The 17,324-nt window shown below is 63.2% G+C and carries 15 protein-coding genes; 9 read left to right on the top strand and 6 right to left on the bottom strand.

What is annotated here, in order from left to right; translation table 11 throughout:
- Positions 1 to 172 precede the first annotated feature (172 nt).
- Entirely contained in the window at positions 173 to 1,369 is a 1,197-nt protein-coding gene (gene dapC, locus FB481_RS02095; protein ID WP_093503888.1) for a succinyldiaminopimelate transaminase, read from the top strand.
- Between the two features lie 44 nt (positions 1,370 to 1,413).
- Here dapC and FB481_RS02090 read toward each other — a convergent pair whose 3' ends face one another.
- From FB481_RS02090 to FB481_RS02080, 3 genes are all read right to left on the bottom strand, one after another.
- The gene (locus tag FB481_RS02090) at positions 1,414 to 2,370 is read right to left on the bottom strand and encodes a class I SAM-dependent methyltransferase (protein WP_093504275.1); all 957 of its coding nucleotides are present in this window, start codon (positions 2,368 to 2,370) and stop codon (positions 1,414 to 1,416) included.
- Between the two features lie 17 nt (positions 2,371 to 2,387).
- Positions 2,388 to 3,764 (bottom strand): iron-containing redox enzyme family protein, encoded by a 1,377-nt coding sequence (locus FB481_RS02085; protein ID WP_147174927.1) that lies wholly within the window; start codon positions 3,762 to 3,764, stop codon positions 2,388 to 2,390.
- A 238-nt stretch (positions 3,765 to 4,002) separates the two neighbouring features.
- Entirely contained in the window at positions 4,003 to 4,884 is an 882-nt protein-coding gene (locus FB481_RS02080; RefSeq protein WP_147174926.1) for a manganese catalase family protein, read from the bottom strand.
- A 266-nt stretch (positions 4,885 to 5,150) separates the two neighbouring features.
- On the opposite strand from FB481_RS02080, the gene FB481_RS02075 reads away from it, so the two are divergent.
- The 3 genes from FB481_RS02075 (at position 5,151) to FB481_RS02060 (ending at position 7,736) form a co-directional block, all read left to right on the top strand.
- Entirely contained in the window at positions 5,151 to 5,660 is a 510-nt protein-coding gene (locus FB481_RS02075; protein ID WP_093503890.1) for a ferritin-like domain-containing protein, read from the top strand.
- Between the two features lie 782 nt (positions 5,661 to 6,442).
- On the top strand, positions 6,443 to 6,931 hold the full coding sequence (locus tag FB481_RS02065; RefSeq protein WP_178109821.1) for a DUF4142 domain-containing protein: 489 nt from the start codon (positions 6,443 to 6,445) through the stop codon (positions 6,929 to 6,931).
- Positions 6,932 to 6,983: 52 nt separating this feature from the next.
- Positions 6,984 to 7,736: an OBAP family protein gene (locus FB481_RS02060; RefSeq protein WP_147174924.1), complete on the top strand. Its 753-nt coding sequence runs from the start codon at positions 6,984 to 6,986 to the stop codon at positions 7,734 to 7,736.
- A 188-nt stretch (positions 7,737 to 7,924) separates the two neighbouring features.
- On the opposite strand, the gene FB481_RS02055 is transcribed toward FB481_RS02060, so the two are convergent.
- Positions 7,925 to 10,330, bottom strand: coding sequence for a hybrid sensor histidine kinase/response regulator (locus FB481_RS02055; protein ID WP_147174923.1), 2,406 nt, complete (start codon positions 10,328 to 10,330; stop codon positions 7,925 to 7,927).
- 364 nt (positions 10,331 to 10,694) lie between these two features.
- Positions 10,695 to 11,549 (bottom strand): ABC transporter substrate-binding protein, encoded by an 855-nt coding sequence (locus FB481_RS02050; protein WP_147174922.1) that lies wholly within the window; start codon positions 11,547 to 11,549, stop codon positions 10,695 to 10,697.
- 236 nt (positions 11,550 to 11,785) lie between these two features.
- On the opposite strand from FB481_RS02050, the gene FB481_RS02045 reads away from it, so the two are divergent.
- The 4 genes from FB481_RS02045 (at position 11,786) to FB481_RS02030 (ending at position 15,357) form a co-directional block, all read left to right on the top strand.
- On the top strand, positions 11,786 to 12,619 hold the full coding sequence (locus FB481_RS02045) for a bifunctional hydroxymethylpyrimidine kinase/phosphomethylpyrimidine kinase (RefSeq protein WP_147174921.1): 834 nt from the start codon (positions 11,786 to 11,788) through the stop codon (positions 12,617 to 12,619).
- Positions 12,619 to 13,260: a thiamine phosphate synthase gene (gene thiE, locus FB481_RS02040; protein WP_147174920.1), complete on the top strand. Its 642-nt coding sequence runs from the start codon at positions 12,619 to 12,621 to the stop codon at positions 13,258 to 13,260. The genes FB481_RS02045 and thiE overlap by 1 nt, the downstream gene beginning before the upstream one ends.
- Before the next feature lie 22 nt (positions 13,261 to 13,282).
- Positions 13,283 to 14,572: a glutamate-1-semialdehyde 2,1-aminomutase gene (hemL, locus tag FB481_RS02035; protein WP_147174919.1), complete on the top strand. Its 1,290-nt coding sequence runs from the start codon at positions 13,283 to 13,285 to the stop codon at positions 14,570 to 14,572.
- 236 nt (positions 14,573 to 14,808) lie between these two features.
- Positions 14,809 to 15,357 carry a tetratricopeptide repeat protein gene (locus tag FB481_RS02030; RefSeq protein WP_093503907.1) on the top strand — a complete coding sequence of 183 codons (549 nt, stop codon included), beginning with the start codon at positions 14,809 to 14,811 and terminating at the stop codon, positions 15,355 to 15,357.
- Between the two features lie 28 nt (positions 15,358 to 15,385).
- Here FB481_RS02030 and FB481_RS02025 read toward each other — a convergent pair whose 3' ends face one another.
- Positions 15,386 to 15,712: a DUF1820 family protein gene (locus tag FB481_RS02025; RefSeq protein WP_027911089.1), complete on the bottom strand. Its 327-nt coding sequence runs from the start codon at positions 15,710 to 15,712 to the stop codon at positions 15,386 to 15,388.
- Between the two features lie 149 nt (positions 15,713 to 15,861).
- On the opposite strand from FB481_RS02025, the gene miaB reads away from it, so the two are divergent.
- Positions 15,862 to 17,196, top strand: coding sequence for a tRNA (N6-isopentenyl adenosine(37)-C2)-methylthiotransferase MiaB (gene miaB, locus FB481_RS02020; RefSeq protein ID WP_093503909.1), 1,335 nt, complete (start codon positions 15,862 to 15,864; stop codon positions 17,194 to 17,196).
- Positions 17,197 to 17,324: the final 128 nt, after the last annotated feature.

Raw genomic sequence — 17,324 nt, 5'->3', positions numbered from 1 at the left:
GCGGCTCAAGCGCGTTTGCCAATGTGCGGATTGATTGACCCGAAACCAGCCAGCAGGCAGCGTGTTGGTGCCCTCACCACGGGGCAGCGCCGATAAGCAATTTTCCTGAGACCGCTGCCGTGCTAGTGTCACCGGCTTTGTCGCCGCCTTACAAAGGACCCGTCGGATCATCATGAACCACGCCCTCGCCCAGCTGCAGCCCTACCCCTTCGAAAAACTGCGCGCCCTGCTCGCCGGCGTTTCCCCCGCTGCGGATCGCTCGCCCATTGCCCTGTCCATCGGCGAACCCAAGCACCGCTCGCCGGCTTTCGTCGCCAAGGCGCTGACCGACAACCTCGACCAGATGGCGGTCTACCCGACCACCCTGGGCATCCCGGCGCTGCGCGAAGCCATTGCTACTTGGTGCGAGCGACGCTTCAAGGTGCCAGCCGGCTGGCTGGACGCCGCCCACCACGTGCTGCCGGTCAACGGCACCCGCGAGGCGCTGTTCGCCTTTACCCAGACCGTGGCGCAGCGTGATGTCGATGGCCTGGTAGTCAGCCCCAACCCGTTCTACCAGATCTACGAAGGCGCGGCGCTGCTGGCCGGCACCCAGCCGCACTACCTGCCGTGCCTGGAAGAACATGGCTTCAATCCGGATTTCGACGCTGTCACGCCTGACGTCTGGCAGCGCTGCCAGATCCTCTTCCTATGCTCGCCGGGCAACCCGACCGGCGCACTGATTCCGCTCGATACCCTGAAAAAGCTGATCGCCCTGGCCGACCAGCACGACTTCGTGATCGCTGCCGACGAGTGCTACAGCGAGCTGTATTTCGACGAGGCGAACCCGCCGGCCGGTCTGCTGACTGCCTGCGCCGAGCTGGGCCGTAGCGATTTCAAGCGCTGCGTGGTGTTCCACAGCCTCTCCAAGCGCTCCAATCTGCCGGGCCTGCGCTCGGGCTTCGTGGCCGGCGATGCGGAGATTCTCAAAGCCTTCCTGCTGTACCGCACCTACCATGGCTGCGCCATGCCGGTACAAACCCAGCTGGCCAGCATCGCCGCCTGGCAGGACGAAGACCATGTACGCGCCAACCGCGACCTGTACCGCGAAAAGTTCGATGCCGTGCTGGCGATTCTCAACGGCGTGATGGACGTTCAGCGCCCGGACGGCGGTTTCTACCTGTGGGCCAAAACGCCGGGCGACGATGCCGAGTTCACCCGCGCGCTGTTCGCCAGGGAACACGTCACCGTGGTGCCGGGCTCTTACCTATCTCGCGACGTGAATGGCTTCAACCCAGGCGCGGGTCGAGTGCGCATGGCGCTGGTCGCGCCCCTGGCCGAATGCGTAGAGGCGGCGCAGCGCATCCGCCGTTTTATCGAAAACGCCTGATGCCTGGGCGCTGAGGGCTCGCAACGGCCCTCAGCGCCACACCATCAGCCCGCCGTGCGGGTAACCGTCAGCACCACCGCGGCAATGCGCTCGACCTGCTCATAGCCAGGCTTGAGCAGTTCCTCGCCGAACACGTCCGGGTCCACTTCTTCATAGCGCCAGGCCAGGGACGCATCGCCCAAGGTGCGTTTGACATAGGCCAGAAACGGATCACCCGCCGCCTTCATCGCCACACCGGTATACAGCAACAAACTGCCGCCCGGCGCCAGGCGAGCGATGGCTGCCTCGACGATAGCCTGGGACAGGCCGATGCCCAACTCACCACCGCCATCGCGATAGGCGCGGCTGTCGGCGTCGAGCATATAGGGCGGATTGGCGACGATCAGGTCGAACGCGCCATCCACATCTCTAAGCAGATCGCTGTAAAGCGCCTCGACATTGCTTACCCCCGCCAGCGCCGCGTTGATGCGAGTGAACTCCAGCGCCCGCGGGTTGATATCCACTGCCAGCACCTGAGCCGCCGGCCGTGCCTGGGCGATGCAAAGGGCGCCCGGCCCTGCGCCGCAGCAGATATCCACCGCCCGCAACACCGTCGCAGTCGACGGCGTGGCAAGAAAGGCATCGATGGCGCGCACAAAGCGATAGGTATCGGGGCCGAAGAACACGGCGTCGCCCTGCACCGTCGGGTAGCGCGAATGCACGAACAGGTTGTCGCCCAGGCTCGACCAACGCACCGCGCTGGCGAACTGGGCGCCCTCCTCGACCAACATGCCGCCGGCTCTCAGCAACCCCAGCAACTGGCCGCCCAGCACCGGCGCCTCGAACGGCCGGCTCCAACCAAACACGCCGGCCAAGTCGTAGGCTTGCCGATTTTCGCTGCGCGCGTTGACCCGCTCGTGGGTCAGCGGCGTGCCGGTGGTGAATCGATAACCCTCGTTCTTGAGATGCTGGCCAAGGCTCAATAACGCCTGCTGCTTTTCGGTGTTTTGCTCGCTGTGCATCGATGCCCCGGACATGGTTATTGGAGGTAGGCGTTGAACAGACGGGTGGCCAATAAACCGGCCGGCGTGAAGTGACTGGCCGGCGACATCAGCTCAATCAGTTTGCTGGTCTGCTGGCCGGCCGGCAGTTCGCGCAGGGCAGCCTGCAACGCCTGGGCTTCGTCGTGCAGACCAACCGACTGCTCGGCGCCAGTGGCAGCCGGACGACTGCGTGGACGAGCGCGCCTGCGGGCAGGCGCCCAGCTGCCAGCGATCCAGTCGTGCAAGAGTTGCTGCTCATAGGCACTGAACACCCCGAACATGGCGGCGCGCTCGCCCTGCACCAGTTGCCAGAACCGGCTGTTCTGCGGATCTTCGTCGCGGCGAATCCAGCCGCGTTTCTGCAGAGCGTCGAGAAAAGCGCGCACCTGGCCGGGCTCGCTAAGCCATTCGTTGACCGTGCGCCCTTCGATGCGGCAGTAGTCAGAATGCACCTGGGTGGCCACTTCGCGCTTGCGTTCGAGCATCGCACAGAGTTCGTCCTCGAGGTCGAAAGCCGCGATCACCGCAGTGGAGCCAATGCCCAGATCGTTGAGCTGATAGCCGCGCATCACGCGGCGATAGAATTCATCGCGATCACCCACCAGCGGCAGGTTTTCCAGCACCGCCTGCACGGCCTTCTGGGCATGGCCGGTACTGGCGTTGTCGATGGTCACGTGCAGTTGAAAGTAATAGGGGTCGATATCCAGCTCGGTCAGCTCATAGCTGGTGATCAGCAGGTGCAGTGGCAACTGCTCGTAGCCCAGGTTGTAGCCGATCACTTCAGGCAGATAATCATCGGCCAGATGACCGAGCGCCAGTTGCTGGGCGCCCTGCAGAAAATGCTCGTCTTCGAGTTCGGCCAGCTCGTCGCAGCCATGCTGGGCCAGCAACTGCTTGTAGAGCACCACATGGTTCATCGCCGGCACACCATCGCCCAGCTCTTCCAGATAGGTGCGCAGCAAGGGACGCAGGCGCAGCTCCTGCCAGTGCCTGAGCAACCCATACAACCAGGCGCCGTCCACCAATTTGGTGGGCGCAACATGACGCAGAAAATACAGGGCATGGGCGCGATTGTGAAAGTAACGCCGCAGCGCGCCCTGGCGTCGCTCCTGCAGGTAGTGGCCGTACGCCTCGGTGGTGCGTAGGGCCGCACTGCGCATCCAGTCCAGCAGGGCTTCAGGCTTAGCGGGAATATCGCAGGGCAACTCACTGGTCTTGGTCAGTTGAGCTTCTAGAAAGCTGCGCGCTTCGTTAAGCGCGGCGTCATCCAGCTGCGGCTGCAGCAGGCGCTCATACAGGGTGCGGGCGGGGCCGGCCTTGAGGAAATGGCAGCTCTGGCTGGACGTGGTGAAAATCGGCATCAAAGTCGTCATGGTCGAGCCTTGCGTGGCAGTCGAAAGCGCCGGGGGCAACGAGGCGGCGCTCACAGGTTTCTTGGAATGGCCGGCGCCCATGACGCTCATGGCCTTATGAGGTTGGGAGAATGCCGCCCGAGAAAAGATTCAACCTCGGGGATCAGTGGTAACCAGCCCGGCGTGGTTCGTGGCAACAGGCATAAGAAAGCCAGGTCGAGCAGTGCTCGCCTGGCTGTGTAGATGCAACAAGCCATGCTTACTCAGGCTTGCGCGCAGCCCCGAAGCCAAGGTCGGCGCCGGTGATCGAGTCCAGGGTCGGATCCGACGCGGTGCGCTTGGCCATCTGCAGCAGGGTTTCCGCCTGCTTGGCTGGCAGCATTACCTCGGCGGTGCCATCGCCCCCGTCCACCGCGGGTTGCGGATCGGCGACGAACTCCCACTGATCCCCTTCGTTCCATGGCCCACGACGGTCCTCGTCACCCTGGGACATGTTGAAGTACACACTGGTGAACTCCGGCACGCCCGGCAGCTTGCCTTGCGGGAAGTTCGGCTGGATGGCGTGCAGCGCCTTCTCGAAGGATTTCTGGTGCGCCAGCTCACGGGTCATCAGAAAGGCCAGCGCATCCTTGATGCCCGGATCGTCGGTGACGTTGATCAGCCGCTTGTAGATGATCTTGGCCCGGGCCTCGGCGGCGATGTTGGAGCGAAAATCCGCCGTCGGCTCACCGATGGTGTCGATGTAGGCCGCCGTCCAGGGCACACCGGCAGAGTTGGTCAGCGCAGGGCCACCGCCATACAGCAGCGAGGTGATGTGCGAGTCGTTGCCGCCCTCGGTCAACGAGCGGTAAAGCGCCGCCTCCTCTTCCACCGCCTCGGCCAGATCACCCTTGGCGCCCTTGTTGAGCATGCCGACGATCGAGCCGATGATTTCCAGGTGGCTGAGCTCTTCGGTGGCGATGTCCAGCAGCAGATCCTTGCGCCCTGCATCGTCTTCAGCCAGGCCCTGGGTGAAATAACGCATGGCCGCTGCCAATTCGCCCTGGGGGCCACCGAATTGTTCGAGCAGCAGATTGGCCAGCCCCGGATTGGGCCCGGCCACTCTTACCGTGTATTGCAATCGCTTGTTATGTACGAACATGGAACGTTCTCCTCACCGGCTATAATTCCCTTGATGGTTTCGCTCCCTGCCCTGATGGGACTTGTAATAACCGAATGCAAAAGTGCGCAACGAGCTCAAGTAAAAACAAACTTTACAATTAACCGAAACGGCAACTTCCTAGGCAAACTCCGCTTTGCCGTTTCGCTTAATAGCGCTTCGTTTAATACCACTGACGAAAAGTAATGAACCTCCAACTCAGCGCCCCTCTCGCAACAGTGGCTATTTCTAAACTGCGGGAGTCGATCATGACCACGAAACATGAAAACCTGGTGAGTTGGCTGCGCGACGCGCACGCCTTGGAACAGCAAGCCGAACAGATGCTGACGGCGCAAAAAGAGCGCCTGCACAATTACCCGAAGTTGCGCAAACGCATTGAAAAACATATCGAAGAAACCGTGGGCCAACGCAAAACACTGGAACGGGCCCTGACCCGCCTCGGCAGCGAACCGTCAACACTGAAAGACATGAGCGGCAAGTTGATGGCCTTCGGTCAGGCCGTGGGCGGCATGATGATGAGCGACGAAGTGCTCAAGGGCACCATGTCCGGCTATGTCTTCGAGACTCTGGAAATCGCCTCTTACACGGTATTGATCGCCACCGCCAAAGCGGTGGGCGATACCCAGACCCAGCAGGACTGCGAAGCGATCCTGCAGCAGGAAATCGCCATGGCCGACTGGCTGCGCCTGCACTTGTCGGAGTTGAGTCAGGCCTTTCTGGATCGCTCCGATACACCGGGCCTGGAAGCCAAGCGCTAGACGAGTAAGGCCTTCTAATCCGGGGCTGCCAAACTTTGTATAAAGCCGGCGCATGCGCCGGCTTTATACGTAATGGCTCAGGGCTGCTGGTAATGCCCAGGCGTGGTGTCCGCCTCGCGAGTGCGGGTGATCTTGCTCACCTGTACATCGGTGATCCGCCCTTTGGCTCCCTCGTTTTGCACATGCTGCTGGCCTGCTCGACGCTCAGCGTCTCAGCGTCTCAGCGTCAGACGACATCTCAAGATGCATCGGCTGGTTATCACAGATGTAGTTGATCAGAAATATCTGCCCTTTCATGGAGAGACCTCGCTACTGAAAGGCCAGCACTCGGCGTGCTGGCACATAGTTTTATCAGTTTATCCCGCGTATAAACGCAGCACAGCCAAAGCACTGACTGCCAATAAAAAACCAATGTTCAAAAAACTCTTACTTAGGAACTTGAAGCACAGTGACAGCAAGCGAAGCACTAATCTCGGACACAAATTAATTACACCAGCCAGACTCTTATACAGTAACTGTACAAGCTGGCAGCACAACACCATCACTTTTACCGCTCATCGTTCCCTGCAACTTTTAACTCGAACATTGTGCAAGGCCCTCCTCTCGAACTTTTACCTGTCACTGATGGCAGGCTAAACCGGCTTCGCTAAAGACCGCTTCGTTAATCAAGTTGCCAGCACGTATTCCAATACAACGCAAAAACTTACCACCGCCGCCATCCGGGCATCGGTGCTCTGCATAGATCTCTCCAAGGAGTCACCAAGAAACGCACAGCTGTATTGATCGGCGCAACCGCCGCCCTGCTCTTCGCTTTCGCCGGCTTGGTCCAGGCAGCCGACAAGGTCAGCGCCAACGACTTTGCCGAAGAAGCCTCGGCCAAGGGCATCGCCGAGATCGAGACCAGCAAGCTGGCACTCGAAAAAGGCAGCAACGCCGAGGTCAAGAAATTCGCCCAGACGATGATCGACGATCACACCCGCGCCAACGAAGAGCTCAAGGCCCTAGCCAAGAAGAACAACCTCGAGCTCTCCGACGACGCCGACCTGATGAACAAGGCCAAGGCCATGATTCTGCAGGTACGTGATGGCGAGAACTTCGACGAGGCCTATGCCAACAACCAGGTCGTTGCCCACGAGCAGGCCATCGAGCTGTACCAGAAGGCGGCCGCGCCTGACGACGGTGAAATCAGCGCCTGGGCCAAGAAGACCCTGCCCAAGCTGGAACATCACCTGCAAATGGCCACGGACCTGCAGGGCAAGACACGTCAGTAATCTCAGCCCAGAGCCCGGCAAATGCCGGGCTCTGGCACGTTTGGAGACCACCATGTCCGCGCGAATCGGCGCAGCGCTGCTACCCCTTCTGGCCATCCTGCCGCTGGCCGGCTGCATGACCACCGCCAGCCACTCCAACGTCGGCACCGAGGGCGCACCCGCTCAGGCCGATACCCGCTTGCTGGAAGCCGGCGCGGCAACCTTGCAAACCCAGCCGCCAGTCGCCGCCCTGAACGCCTACCTCAATGGCTTTCATTTCTACAACGGCCGGCAGCAGGCGCAGATGGAAGCCCATCATTACTGCGCCATCCTCAGCGAAGAGCTGATCCAGTGCGTGATCTATGACGGCAATGTCAGGGACGCCAAGCTGATGGGCGTCGAGTACATCATCAGCGAGCAGCTGTTCAAAACCCTGCCGGAAGACGAAAAGATGCTGTGGCACAGCCACGTACACGAAGTGAAATCAGGCCAACTGGTGGCGCCCGGCATTCCGCAAACCGCCGAGCATGCGCTGATGCAAAAGCTGGTGCGCACCTACGGCAAGACCTGGCACACCTGGCATACCGACCAGAAGAAAAGTCTGCCCCTGGGCGTGCCACAGTTGATGATGGGCTTTACCGCCGATGGCCAACTGGACCAACGCATGGTCGATGAGCGCGACCAGCGCTTCGGCATCGACAGCAACGAGAAGCGCCAGAGCCGCGCTGACATCCAGCGCCCTCCCATACAGCCCGGCGCCGATGCCTGGCAGAAGGGCAAGGTATTCCAGATCGAAGACCCTACCGGCGCCCACGTGCATCACTGAGCCTAAGAGCCTGTTCAAAGTCTCGCGAGCTAGAGCAATGCAAGGAGAAAACAGGCGAGGACCGGTCGGAGTCGCGCTCGACTTTACGAGCTGTAAATGAGCAGTCCGACTGGGCTGGCAATCCAGCCTGTTTTCAACGCCGCAGTGCCGACGCGCAGCAGACTTTGAACAGGCTCTAAGTGTCGCCCTCAGGCCGGGCGGCACAGCACCCAGTCGTGTAGCAGCACGCGCAACTCGTCGAACTTCACCGGCTTGGCCAGGTAGTCGCTCATGCCTGCCGCCAGGCAGCGCTCACGGTCGCCCGACTGGCTATGGGCGGTGATCGCCAGCACCGGCAGCTCGGCGCAAGCCGGCAGCTGACGCAGGGCACGGCAAGTGGCGAAGCCGTCCATTACCGGCATCTGGCAATCCAGCAGAACGGCGTCGATGGGCTCGCGCTGCAGTTGCTCCAGCGCATCGCTGCCGTTGTCGACGGTACGCACCCGGTAGCCGAGCTTGAGCAGCATGCCGCGGATCACCAGTTGATTGATAGCGTTGTCCTCGACAATCAGTACGGTGCACTGCTCGGGGGCTCGCAATGCCGCGCCACTGCTGCGCCGTATCGCGGTCTGCTCAGCAGGCTTTTGCACTGGCAGTGCCAGGGTCAGTTCAAGTCGGAAGATGCTGCCACCGCTGCCGGCACGATTGGGCTCGTAGGCCAGCTTGCCGCCGAGCAGATCGACCAGCTGCCGGCAGATGCTCAGGCCGATGCCCAGACCGCCATATTCGCGGGTCATCGAGGTGTCGAGCTGATGGAAGCGGCGGTACAGATCGGTTTCCCGCACATTCTCCAGACCAATGCCGGCGTCGATCACCTCGAAGCTCAGCGGCAGGCTGTCCAGCGCGGCCTGGGCATCGCCGCGTACACGCAGGCGCACCTGGCCGGCCGAGGTGAACTTGATGGCGTTATCGAGCAGATAACCCAGGGCCTGGGCCAACTTCTGCCCGTCGCCTTCGACGGTATCGGCCAGGCGCTCGTCGAGATCCAGGGCGAAGTCCAGGCCCTTGTCGCGGGCGCGCCCCTCGAAGTTGGCGCACAGGCCGTCGAGCAGCCCGCGCAAACTGAAGGTCTCGCGCCGCGGATAGAGCCGCCCGGCCTGCAGTTCGGTCAGCGCGAGGATGTCGTTGACCATCTGCATCATGTCCCGCGCCGAACGCGTGGCGGTCTTCTGGTACTGCTCCACCTCGGGGTCCAGGCGCAGGGTCTGCATCAGCTCCAGGGAGCCGATCACGCCATTCATCGGCGTGCGCAACTCGTGGGTCACGGTGGCCAGGAAGTCGTCCTTGAGGCGGTTGCTGTCGGCCAGCTCGTGGTTGAGCACCTCCAGCTTGGCACTAGCGTTCTGCAGGATGCGCGCGCGCTCCTCCTTCATGGCGTTGATGCGGTCGGCCAGCGCCAGGGACAGCAACGCCACCTCGATGGCACTGCCGATCTGGCTGGCGTACATGGTCAGGAACATATTGGGCAGGTAGCCGAGCACCATCAGGGTGTTGACCACCCCGCCGAGCAGGAACGCCGCCCAGGCGATCAGGAAGTAACGGGCCACGCGCATGCCGCGCCACAGCGCCAGGGCGCCGGCCACCGGCACCACCACGGTGAACACCAGCGCCAGCACAGTAGCCAAGCGCAGCGACAAGGCGTAGGTGGTGCACAGCGCCAGTACCATCACCAGAGCGCCCCAGGCCATCATCAGCAGCAGGCTGCGGTCCACCCAACGGCTGTGCTCGCGGGTGTGCAGGAAGCTACGCGCGAACTGGCAGCCGAACAGCGCCGTGGCGCCGATCAAAAACGGCGTGGCGGCATTGGCCCACCAGGGGTTGTCTGGCCAGAAGAACTCGATGCCGGCGCCGTTGACCGACACCTGATACATGCCGAACGAAGCGATGTAGAAGATGTAGTAGAGATAGCTGGTGTCGCGCACGGCGATAAAGATGAATAGGTTGTAGACCGCCATCACCAGCAACACGCCGTAGATGATGCCCAGCACGTAGATGCGTGCCGGCTGCTCTTCCAGATAGGCGGCCGGCGACCACAGGCTCAGCGGTGCCTGGATGGAGCCCTGGCTTTCCAGGCGCAGGTATACGCGGCGCACCTGCTCGGGCTGGAAGTCGAGGGTGAACAGGTAGTTGTTCTGGCGGATCTCGCGGCTTGAGAATGGCAAGGCATCGCCGGTTTGGCGAGTCAGATGAAAGCGGCCATCGGCGCCCTGCTCGTACAGTTCGAGGTGATCGAGCGGCGGGTAGGCCAGCTCCAGTAGCCAGGTCTGCAGGCCACTGCCAGCGGCGCTTTTGGGCTGGTACTGCAGATCGATGCGCAGCCAATACGCCGAGCGCGAATAACCAGCGTTAAGCACCGCCTTGTGGTGTTGGCGGAAGCTGCCCTGCAGGGCGCTGGAGGTGACATCGTCGATGGTCTTGTCGCCACGCACGTCCTCGAACACCGCCATATGCTCGCCGAGCGGCAGCGAGCGAACCCGCTCGTCGAAAACCACCGGCCCGGCCGCACTGGCCAGCAGCGAAAAGAGCGCCAGAAAAACAGTCAGGAAAAAACGCATGCAGCCCCGCAGATGGCCCTGTTGTGCCGCATCGCGAGGCCCCACGCCTTCAGAGTGATGCAGCCGTTCAAGACTCGACATATGAATGTCGGCAACTCTAGGGGCCTCGCCGGCCCATCGCAAGCGCTATGACGATTGGCTCAGCGCCTGTTCAAAGGCTCGCGAGCTAGAGCAATGCAAAGCCTGGCCCCCGCAAAAACAGGCGAGGACCGGTTGGAGTCACGCTCGACTTTACCAGCTGTAAATGAGCAGTACTCGCTTCGCTCGCCCTGCGGGCCGCGCTAAAGCGCGTTAGCCGCAAGCGGCTTGCCGAGCCTGTTTTTAACGCAGCAGTGCCGACGGGCAGCAGACTTTGAACAGGTTCTCAGGGCGCCGGCAGGCTGAGCAATGCCTGGGTGATGGCCTCGGCCAAATACTGAATGGAAAACACCCCGCCATGGGCCCAGGTGTCAGGCATCGCCGCCAGGCGGTCGGCACGCGCGAAGGGCATCGCGCGCCATTCGGGACTGGCGAACAGTTGTTCCTGCCCGGCGAACGGCTCGACGTAGACCACCACGCCCTCCTCGATACCTGCCAGGGCTTCAATCGGCACCACCGCGTCATGGGGTTGCGGGTAGGCAGGCTGCAGGTGCAACTGCTGCAGGGCAGAGTCGATCATCGAGTCGCCACCGTCGACGCGCACCATGCCCGGCGACACGAAACGGATCACCAGCACCTTGGGCAGGCGCCCGCGAAAGTGCTCGACCAGGCGCTGATGCAGCCCGTCGATCTGCACCTGCATGGCGGCCAGTTCGCGCAACGCGTGATCCTCGCGGCCGAAGCGCTGGGCCAGCGCCAGGTAATCGTCGCGGGCGACCAGGTAACTGTCATGTTCCCGGGACAGGCTGCCGTATGTGGTGACCGGTGCGATACGGGCCAGCTGCGCACGCATGGCTTCCTGGCGCTCGCCGATGACGATCAACTCCGGCTTGAGGGCGGCCAGCTTGTCGAAATCCGGCGCGCGTCGCGATCCCACGCTGGGCACATTGGCCGGCAACGGCGGGCGCGCCACCTGGGCGCGGTACTGCTCGGCATCGGCCACGGCAACCGGGGTGATGTCGAGCTTGAGCAGGTGTTCGGCGGCCTCCCAGCTCAGCGCCACCACCCGCGGCTCAGCAGCCTGGGCCAGACCAGCCAGCAGGCACAGCAGCAGCGGAACACAATGCAACAGATTGTTCATGCCAGGCGCCTTCTGCCCTGCTGGATGAAAGGAATGTCGCCCGATCCTGGGCGCAGGCCATCGTACAAAGCTCGTAGGTCCGGCTCAAGGCGACCGTCGATCCGTCGGCCTCATCGCCGCCCATAAAATGTTAAGCTCGCGCCCCGTCCCAATGCCGCCTGCCACGTGCCGGTGCGAGCCCGATCCACCCGGTACCGCGCCAGCGCCGTACCCGTAAACCGGAACCCGCGATACAGATGATCGATTTCGGCCTTCCCGATTACCCGCGCAGCACCGCCCGCCTCGCCCCGTCGCGCCCCGTGGTGCTGTGTCTGTCCGGTCATGACCCGAGCGGCGGCGCCGGCCTGCAGGCCGACATCGAAGCGCTGCTCGCCCAGAGCTGCCACGCAGCGCCGGCGGTCACCGCGCTAACGGTGCAGGACACCGTCGATGTCAGCGACTTCCGGGTGCTCGACCGTGACTGGGTGCTGGCCCAGGCCCATTCGGTAATCGCCGACATGCCGGTGGCCGCGGTCAAGCTGGGCATGCTCGGCTCGGTGGAAATGGTCGACACCGTGCTGATGATCATGGACAAGCTGCCCGGCATCCCGCTGGTCTGCGACCCGGTACTGCGCGCCGGTGGCGGCGGCGCCCTGGGCAAGGAGGACGTCGGCTTCGCCATGCGCGAGCGGCTGTTCGCCGTTTCCACCATCGCCACACCGAACCTGCCCGAAGCGCGCATCCTCGCCGAACTGCCCGATGGCACGGCCGACCAGTGTGCCGAGAAGCTGCTGCCCTACATCGAACACCTGCTGATCACCGGCGGCCACGGCGACGAAAGCGAAGTGCACAACCGTCTGTATCTGCGCGACGGCAGCCGCCACGATTTCACCTGCGCGCGCCTGCCCGGCAGCTACCACGGCTCGGGCTGCACCCTGGCCAGCACCCTGGCTGGCCGCCTGGCCCTGGGCCAGGACCTGATCGGCGCGGTGAAAACCGCACTGGATTACACCTGGCGTACCCTGCGCGATGCCGAACAACCCGGCCGCGGCCAGTTCGTGCCGCGCCGCCTGCCGCTGGACCTCAGCTGATGGCAGCACCTGGCAAACTGCGCGGCCTGTACGCCATCACCGACAGCGAACTGCTGGCCGGCGGCAAGCTGCTGCCTTACGTGGAAGCGGCCCTGGCCGGCGGCGCGCGCCTGTTGCAGTACCGCGACAAATCCACCGACGAAGCCCGCCGCCTGCGCGAGGCCGAAGCCCTGCGTACGCTGTGCGAGCACTACGGCGCCACGCTGATCATCAATGATGACGCCGAGCTGGCGGCGCGCCTGAGTGTCGGCCTGCACCTCGGCCAGGAAGACGGCTCGCTGGCTGCGGCACGCGCTCTGCTCGGCCGCCAGGCGATCATCGGCGGCACCTGCCACGCCCAGCTGGCACTCGCCGAGCAGGCCGCCCGTGAAGGCGCCAGCTACGTGGCCTTCGGGCGCTTCTTCAATTCACGGACCAAACCCGGCGCTCCGGCCGCCACCCTGGATCTGCTCGAAACGGCCAAAGCCCGCGTAGCGCTGCCGATCGTCGCCATCGGCGGTGTCGATCTGCATAACGCCGCCCCGCTGATCGAGCGCGGCGCCAGCATGATCGCCGTGATCCACGCCCTGTTCGCCGCCGACTCTGCTACCGAAGTGGAGCGCCGCGCGCGCGCCTTCAGCGCGCTGTTCGAATCGAACTGACCTACTTTTTCAGGAGAACCCTATGTCTCGCTCCGAAACGCTGTTCGCCAACGCTCAGAAACACATCCCCGGCGGCGTCAATTCCCCGGTCCGCGCGTTCAGGAGCGTGGGCGGCACGCCGCTGTTCTTCAAGCACGCCGAAGGCGCCTACGTCACCGATGAAGACGACAAGCGCTATGTCGACTACGTCGGTTCCTGGGGCCCGATGATTCTCGGCCACAGCCATCCTGAAGTACTCGACGCAGTGCGCAAGCAGCTCGACCACGGCCTGTCCTACGGCGCGCCGACCGCCATGGAAACCGAGATGGCCGATCTGGTCTGCTCGATCGTGCCGTCCATGGAGATGGTGCGCATGGTCAGTTCGGGCACCGAGGCGACCATGAGCGCCATCCGTGTGGCCCGTGGTTACACCGGCCGCGATGCGATCATCAAGTTCGAAGGCTGCTACCACGGCCATTCCGACAGCCTGCTGGTCAAGGCCGGCTCTGGCCTGCTGACTCAAGGCGTACCCAGCTCTGCAGGGGTACCGGCGGATTTCGCCAAACACACCCTGACCCTGCCATTCAACGATATCGACGCCGTCGCCAAGACCCTCGCCGATGTCGGCCAGAGCGTGGCCTGCATCATCGTTGAGCCGGTGGCCGGCAACATGAACTGCGTGCCGCCAGCGCCAGGCTTCCTCGAAGGCCTGCGCGAACAATGCGACAAACACGGCGTGGTGCTGATCTTCGACGAAGTGATGACCGGCTTCCGCGTCGCCCTCGGCGGCGCCCAGGCGTACTACGGCGTCACCCCGGACCTGTCGACCTTCGGCAAGATCGTCGGCGGCGGCATGCCGGTAGGCTGCTTCGGCGGCAAGCGCGCGATCATGGAGCGTATCGCCCCGCTCGGCCCGGTCTACCAGGCCGGCACCCTGTCGGGTAACCCGCTGGCCATGGCCGCCGGCCTGACCACTCTCAAACTGATCAGCCGTCCGGGCTTCCACGCCGAGCTCGCCGACTACACCAGCCGCCTGTTGCAGGGCCTGCAGGATCGCGCCGATGCCGCCGGCATCCCGTTCGTCACCACCCAGGCGGGTGGCATGTTCGGCCTGTACTTCAGTGGCGCCGACGATATCGTCACCTTCGACGACGTGATGGCCAGCGACGCCGAACGCTTCAAGCGCTTCTTCCACCTGATGCTCGACGGCGGCGTTTATCTGGCGCCGAGCGCCTTCGAGGCCGGCTTCACCTCCATCGCCCATGGCGAGACCGAGCTGAAACTGACCCTCGACGCCGCCGAGCGCGCCTTTGCCGCCCTCAAGCAGGCCTGATCGAAGTAGCGCCGTTCGGCGCCTGAAGTGAACGGCGGGCAGCCTGAACAGTTCTCTGTCAGACACCCGCCGCGCACAAACCGACGCTCTGGCGACACTTTTGCGCCAGGTTGGGGCAGAAAAGCCGGCAAAGACTTTGTAAGAACGGTGTTGCTTATTTCATAATGTGATGCCGAGCCCAATTGGCCTCGTCATCCATCATCCACCTTTCAGCCTGTCGAGGTATCCGGATCTTCATGAAGCGCACCGGCCGCACCCTGTCCCTGGGCTGCCTGTTGCTCCTGCTGCCAACGCTCGGCGTGGCGGATGGAAACTCATTGCTGATCCCGGCGACCGGGAGCTGCTCGCTCAACGTCGCCACCGAAGACCTGCCTGCTGCGTTGCAAGCCTGCCAACAGAGCGCTGAAGGCGGCGATGCCCAGGCCCAGTACGAACTCGGCGAGTTCTATTACGAAGGCCGTTCCGGCGAGCGCGACCTGCCTCAGGCGCTGAACTGGTTCGAACACGCCTCCCTCCAGGGCCATGCCCAGGCGCAGTACCGCCTGGGCATGATGTTCTTCCATGGCGAAGGGGTGGCCGCCAACAACGTGCAGGCCTACATCGTGCTGAAGATGGCCGCGGTCAACGGCTCGGATGAAGCGATGGATGGCGCCGACGAAGTGGCCATGCAGATGCCCCGCGCCGAACAGGAAGTCGCCACCCAGGTGCTGGGGCAGATTTTCCGCAACTACCTGCAGGAACTGCAGGCCGCCGACAGCCTGTCGCCGTTCGCACCCCTCAAGTAATCAGCTAGTCAGCCGCGCTTGCGGCCACTCACTTCTCCGGCAGGGGCGGCATCGGGAACGGCATGACGTTGCCGCTGCCCTTGGCTTCGCTGATCTTCGGCGTGCCCAGGCGTTCCACCTCATCGATACGCACGATCGAATGCATCGGCACGAAGCTGCGTACCACGCCGTCGAACTGCGCCTTGAGCTTCTCCTCGCTGGGATCGACCACCAGTTGCGAGCGCTCGCCGAACACGAATTCCTCGATTTCCAGAAAGCCCCACAGATCGCTCTGGAAGATCTGCTTGGCGTACATCTCGTACACCTGGCCCTGGTTGAGAAAGATCACCTTGTAGATGGGGTCGCGCTTGGTCATGGATAACGAACGGCTGGCTGTGCAATGAAAGGGCGCGAATCTTAGCACGCCACCACATCGCGTCGTGCCCCTCCCGTCCTGCGCCTGTGGCCTCGGGCGGCCAACCCTCCTATAATCCGCGGTCATTTTTTCACCGCCGACGAATCGCCATGACCAAGAAGCTCTATATCGAAACCCACGGTTGCCAGATGAACGAGTACGACAGCTCGCGCATGGTCGACCTGCTGGGCGAGCATCAGGCCCTGGAAGTCACCGATCGGCCGGAGGATGCCGACGTCATCCTGCTCAACACCTGCTCGATCCGCGAGAAGGCCCAGGACAAGGTGTTCTCCCAGCTTGGCCGCTGGCGCGAGCTGAAGCTGGAGAACCCGGATCTGGTGATCGGCGTCGGCGGCTGCGTGGCCAGCCAGGAAGGTGCGGCGATCCGCGACCGCGCGCCCTACGTCGACGTGGTATTCGGCCCTCAGACCCTGCATCGCCTGCCGGAGATGATCGACGCCGCGCGCGTGACCAAAACCGCCCAGGTGGACATTTCCTTCCCCGAGATCGAGAAGTTCGATCGCCTGCCCGAGCCACGCGTGGACGGCCCCAGCGCCTTCGTTTCAGTGATGGAAGGCTGCAGCAAGTACTGCACCTTCTGCGTGGTGCCCTACACCCGCGGCGAGGAAGTCAGCCGCCCACTGGACGATGTACTCGGCGAGATCATCCATCTGGCCGAGAACGGCGTGCGTGAAGTGACCCTGCTGGGCCAGAACGTCAACGGCTACCGCGGCGAAACCCGTGATGGCGGCATCGCCGACTTCGCCGAGCTGCTGTACCTGGTGGCGGCCATCGACGGCATCGACCGCATTCGCTACACCACCAGCCACCCGCTGGAATTCTCCGACGCGCTGATCAAGGCCCACGCGGAAATCCCCGAGCTGGTGAAATTCGTGCACCTGCCGGTGCAATCGGGCTCGGACCGCATCCTGGCAGCCATGAAGCGCAACCACACCGCGCTGGAATACAAGTCGCGCATCCGCAAGCTCAAGGCCGCGGTGCCGGACATCGTGATCAGTTCGGACTTCATCATCGGCTTCCCCGGCGAGACCGAGAAGGACTTCGAGCAGACCATGAAGCTGGTGCAGGACGTCGGTTTCGACTTCTCCTATTCCTTCGTCTACAGCTCGCGCCCGGGCACGCCGGCGGCCGATCTGGCCGACGACACCCCGGAAGAGGTCAAGAAGCAGCGCCTGCAGATTCTGCAGAACCGCATCAACCAGCAGGGCTTCGAGACCAGCCGGCGCATGGTCGGCAGCGTACAGCGCATCCTGGTCACCGACTTCTCCAAGAAGGACCCGGGCAAGCTACAGGGCAAGACCGAGAACAACCGCTTCGTCAACTTCCAGTGCGACAACCCACGCCTGATCGGCCAGTTCGTCGACGTGCATATCGACGAAGCGCTGCCGCACTCCTTACGCGGCACCCTGATCGAACGCCATTGAAGAAGTAGCCGGCTGCCCGCATATGGTGATGACGCGCCAAGCGCAGCGCGGCTGTCGGCCGCGCTTTCACTCGTCCCTGGCTAGCGCTATTCTCTCCCTTCCATTCAGCCGACGGCGGCCATAAAACG

Source organism: Pseudomonas sp. AG1028 (assembly GCF_007993955.1).
Taxonomy (GTDB): Bacteria; Pseudomonadota; Gammaproteobacteria; order Pseudomonadales; family Pseudomonadaceae; genus Aquipseudomonas; species Aquipseudomonas straminea.
Note: the sequence above shows the minus strand (reverse complement) of the source record. Positions and strands in the feature narration are given on the sequence as shown.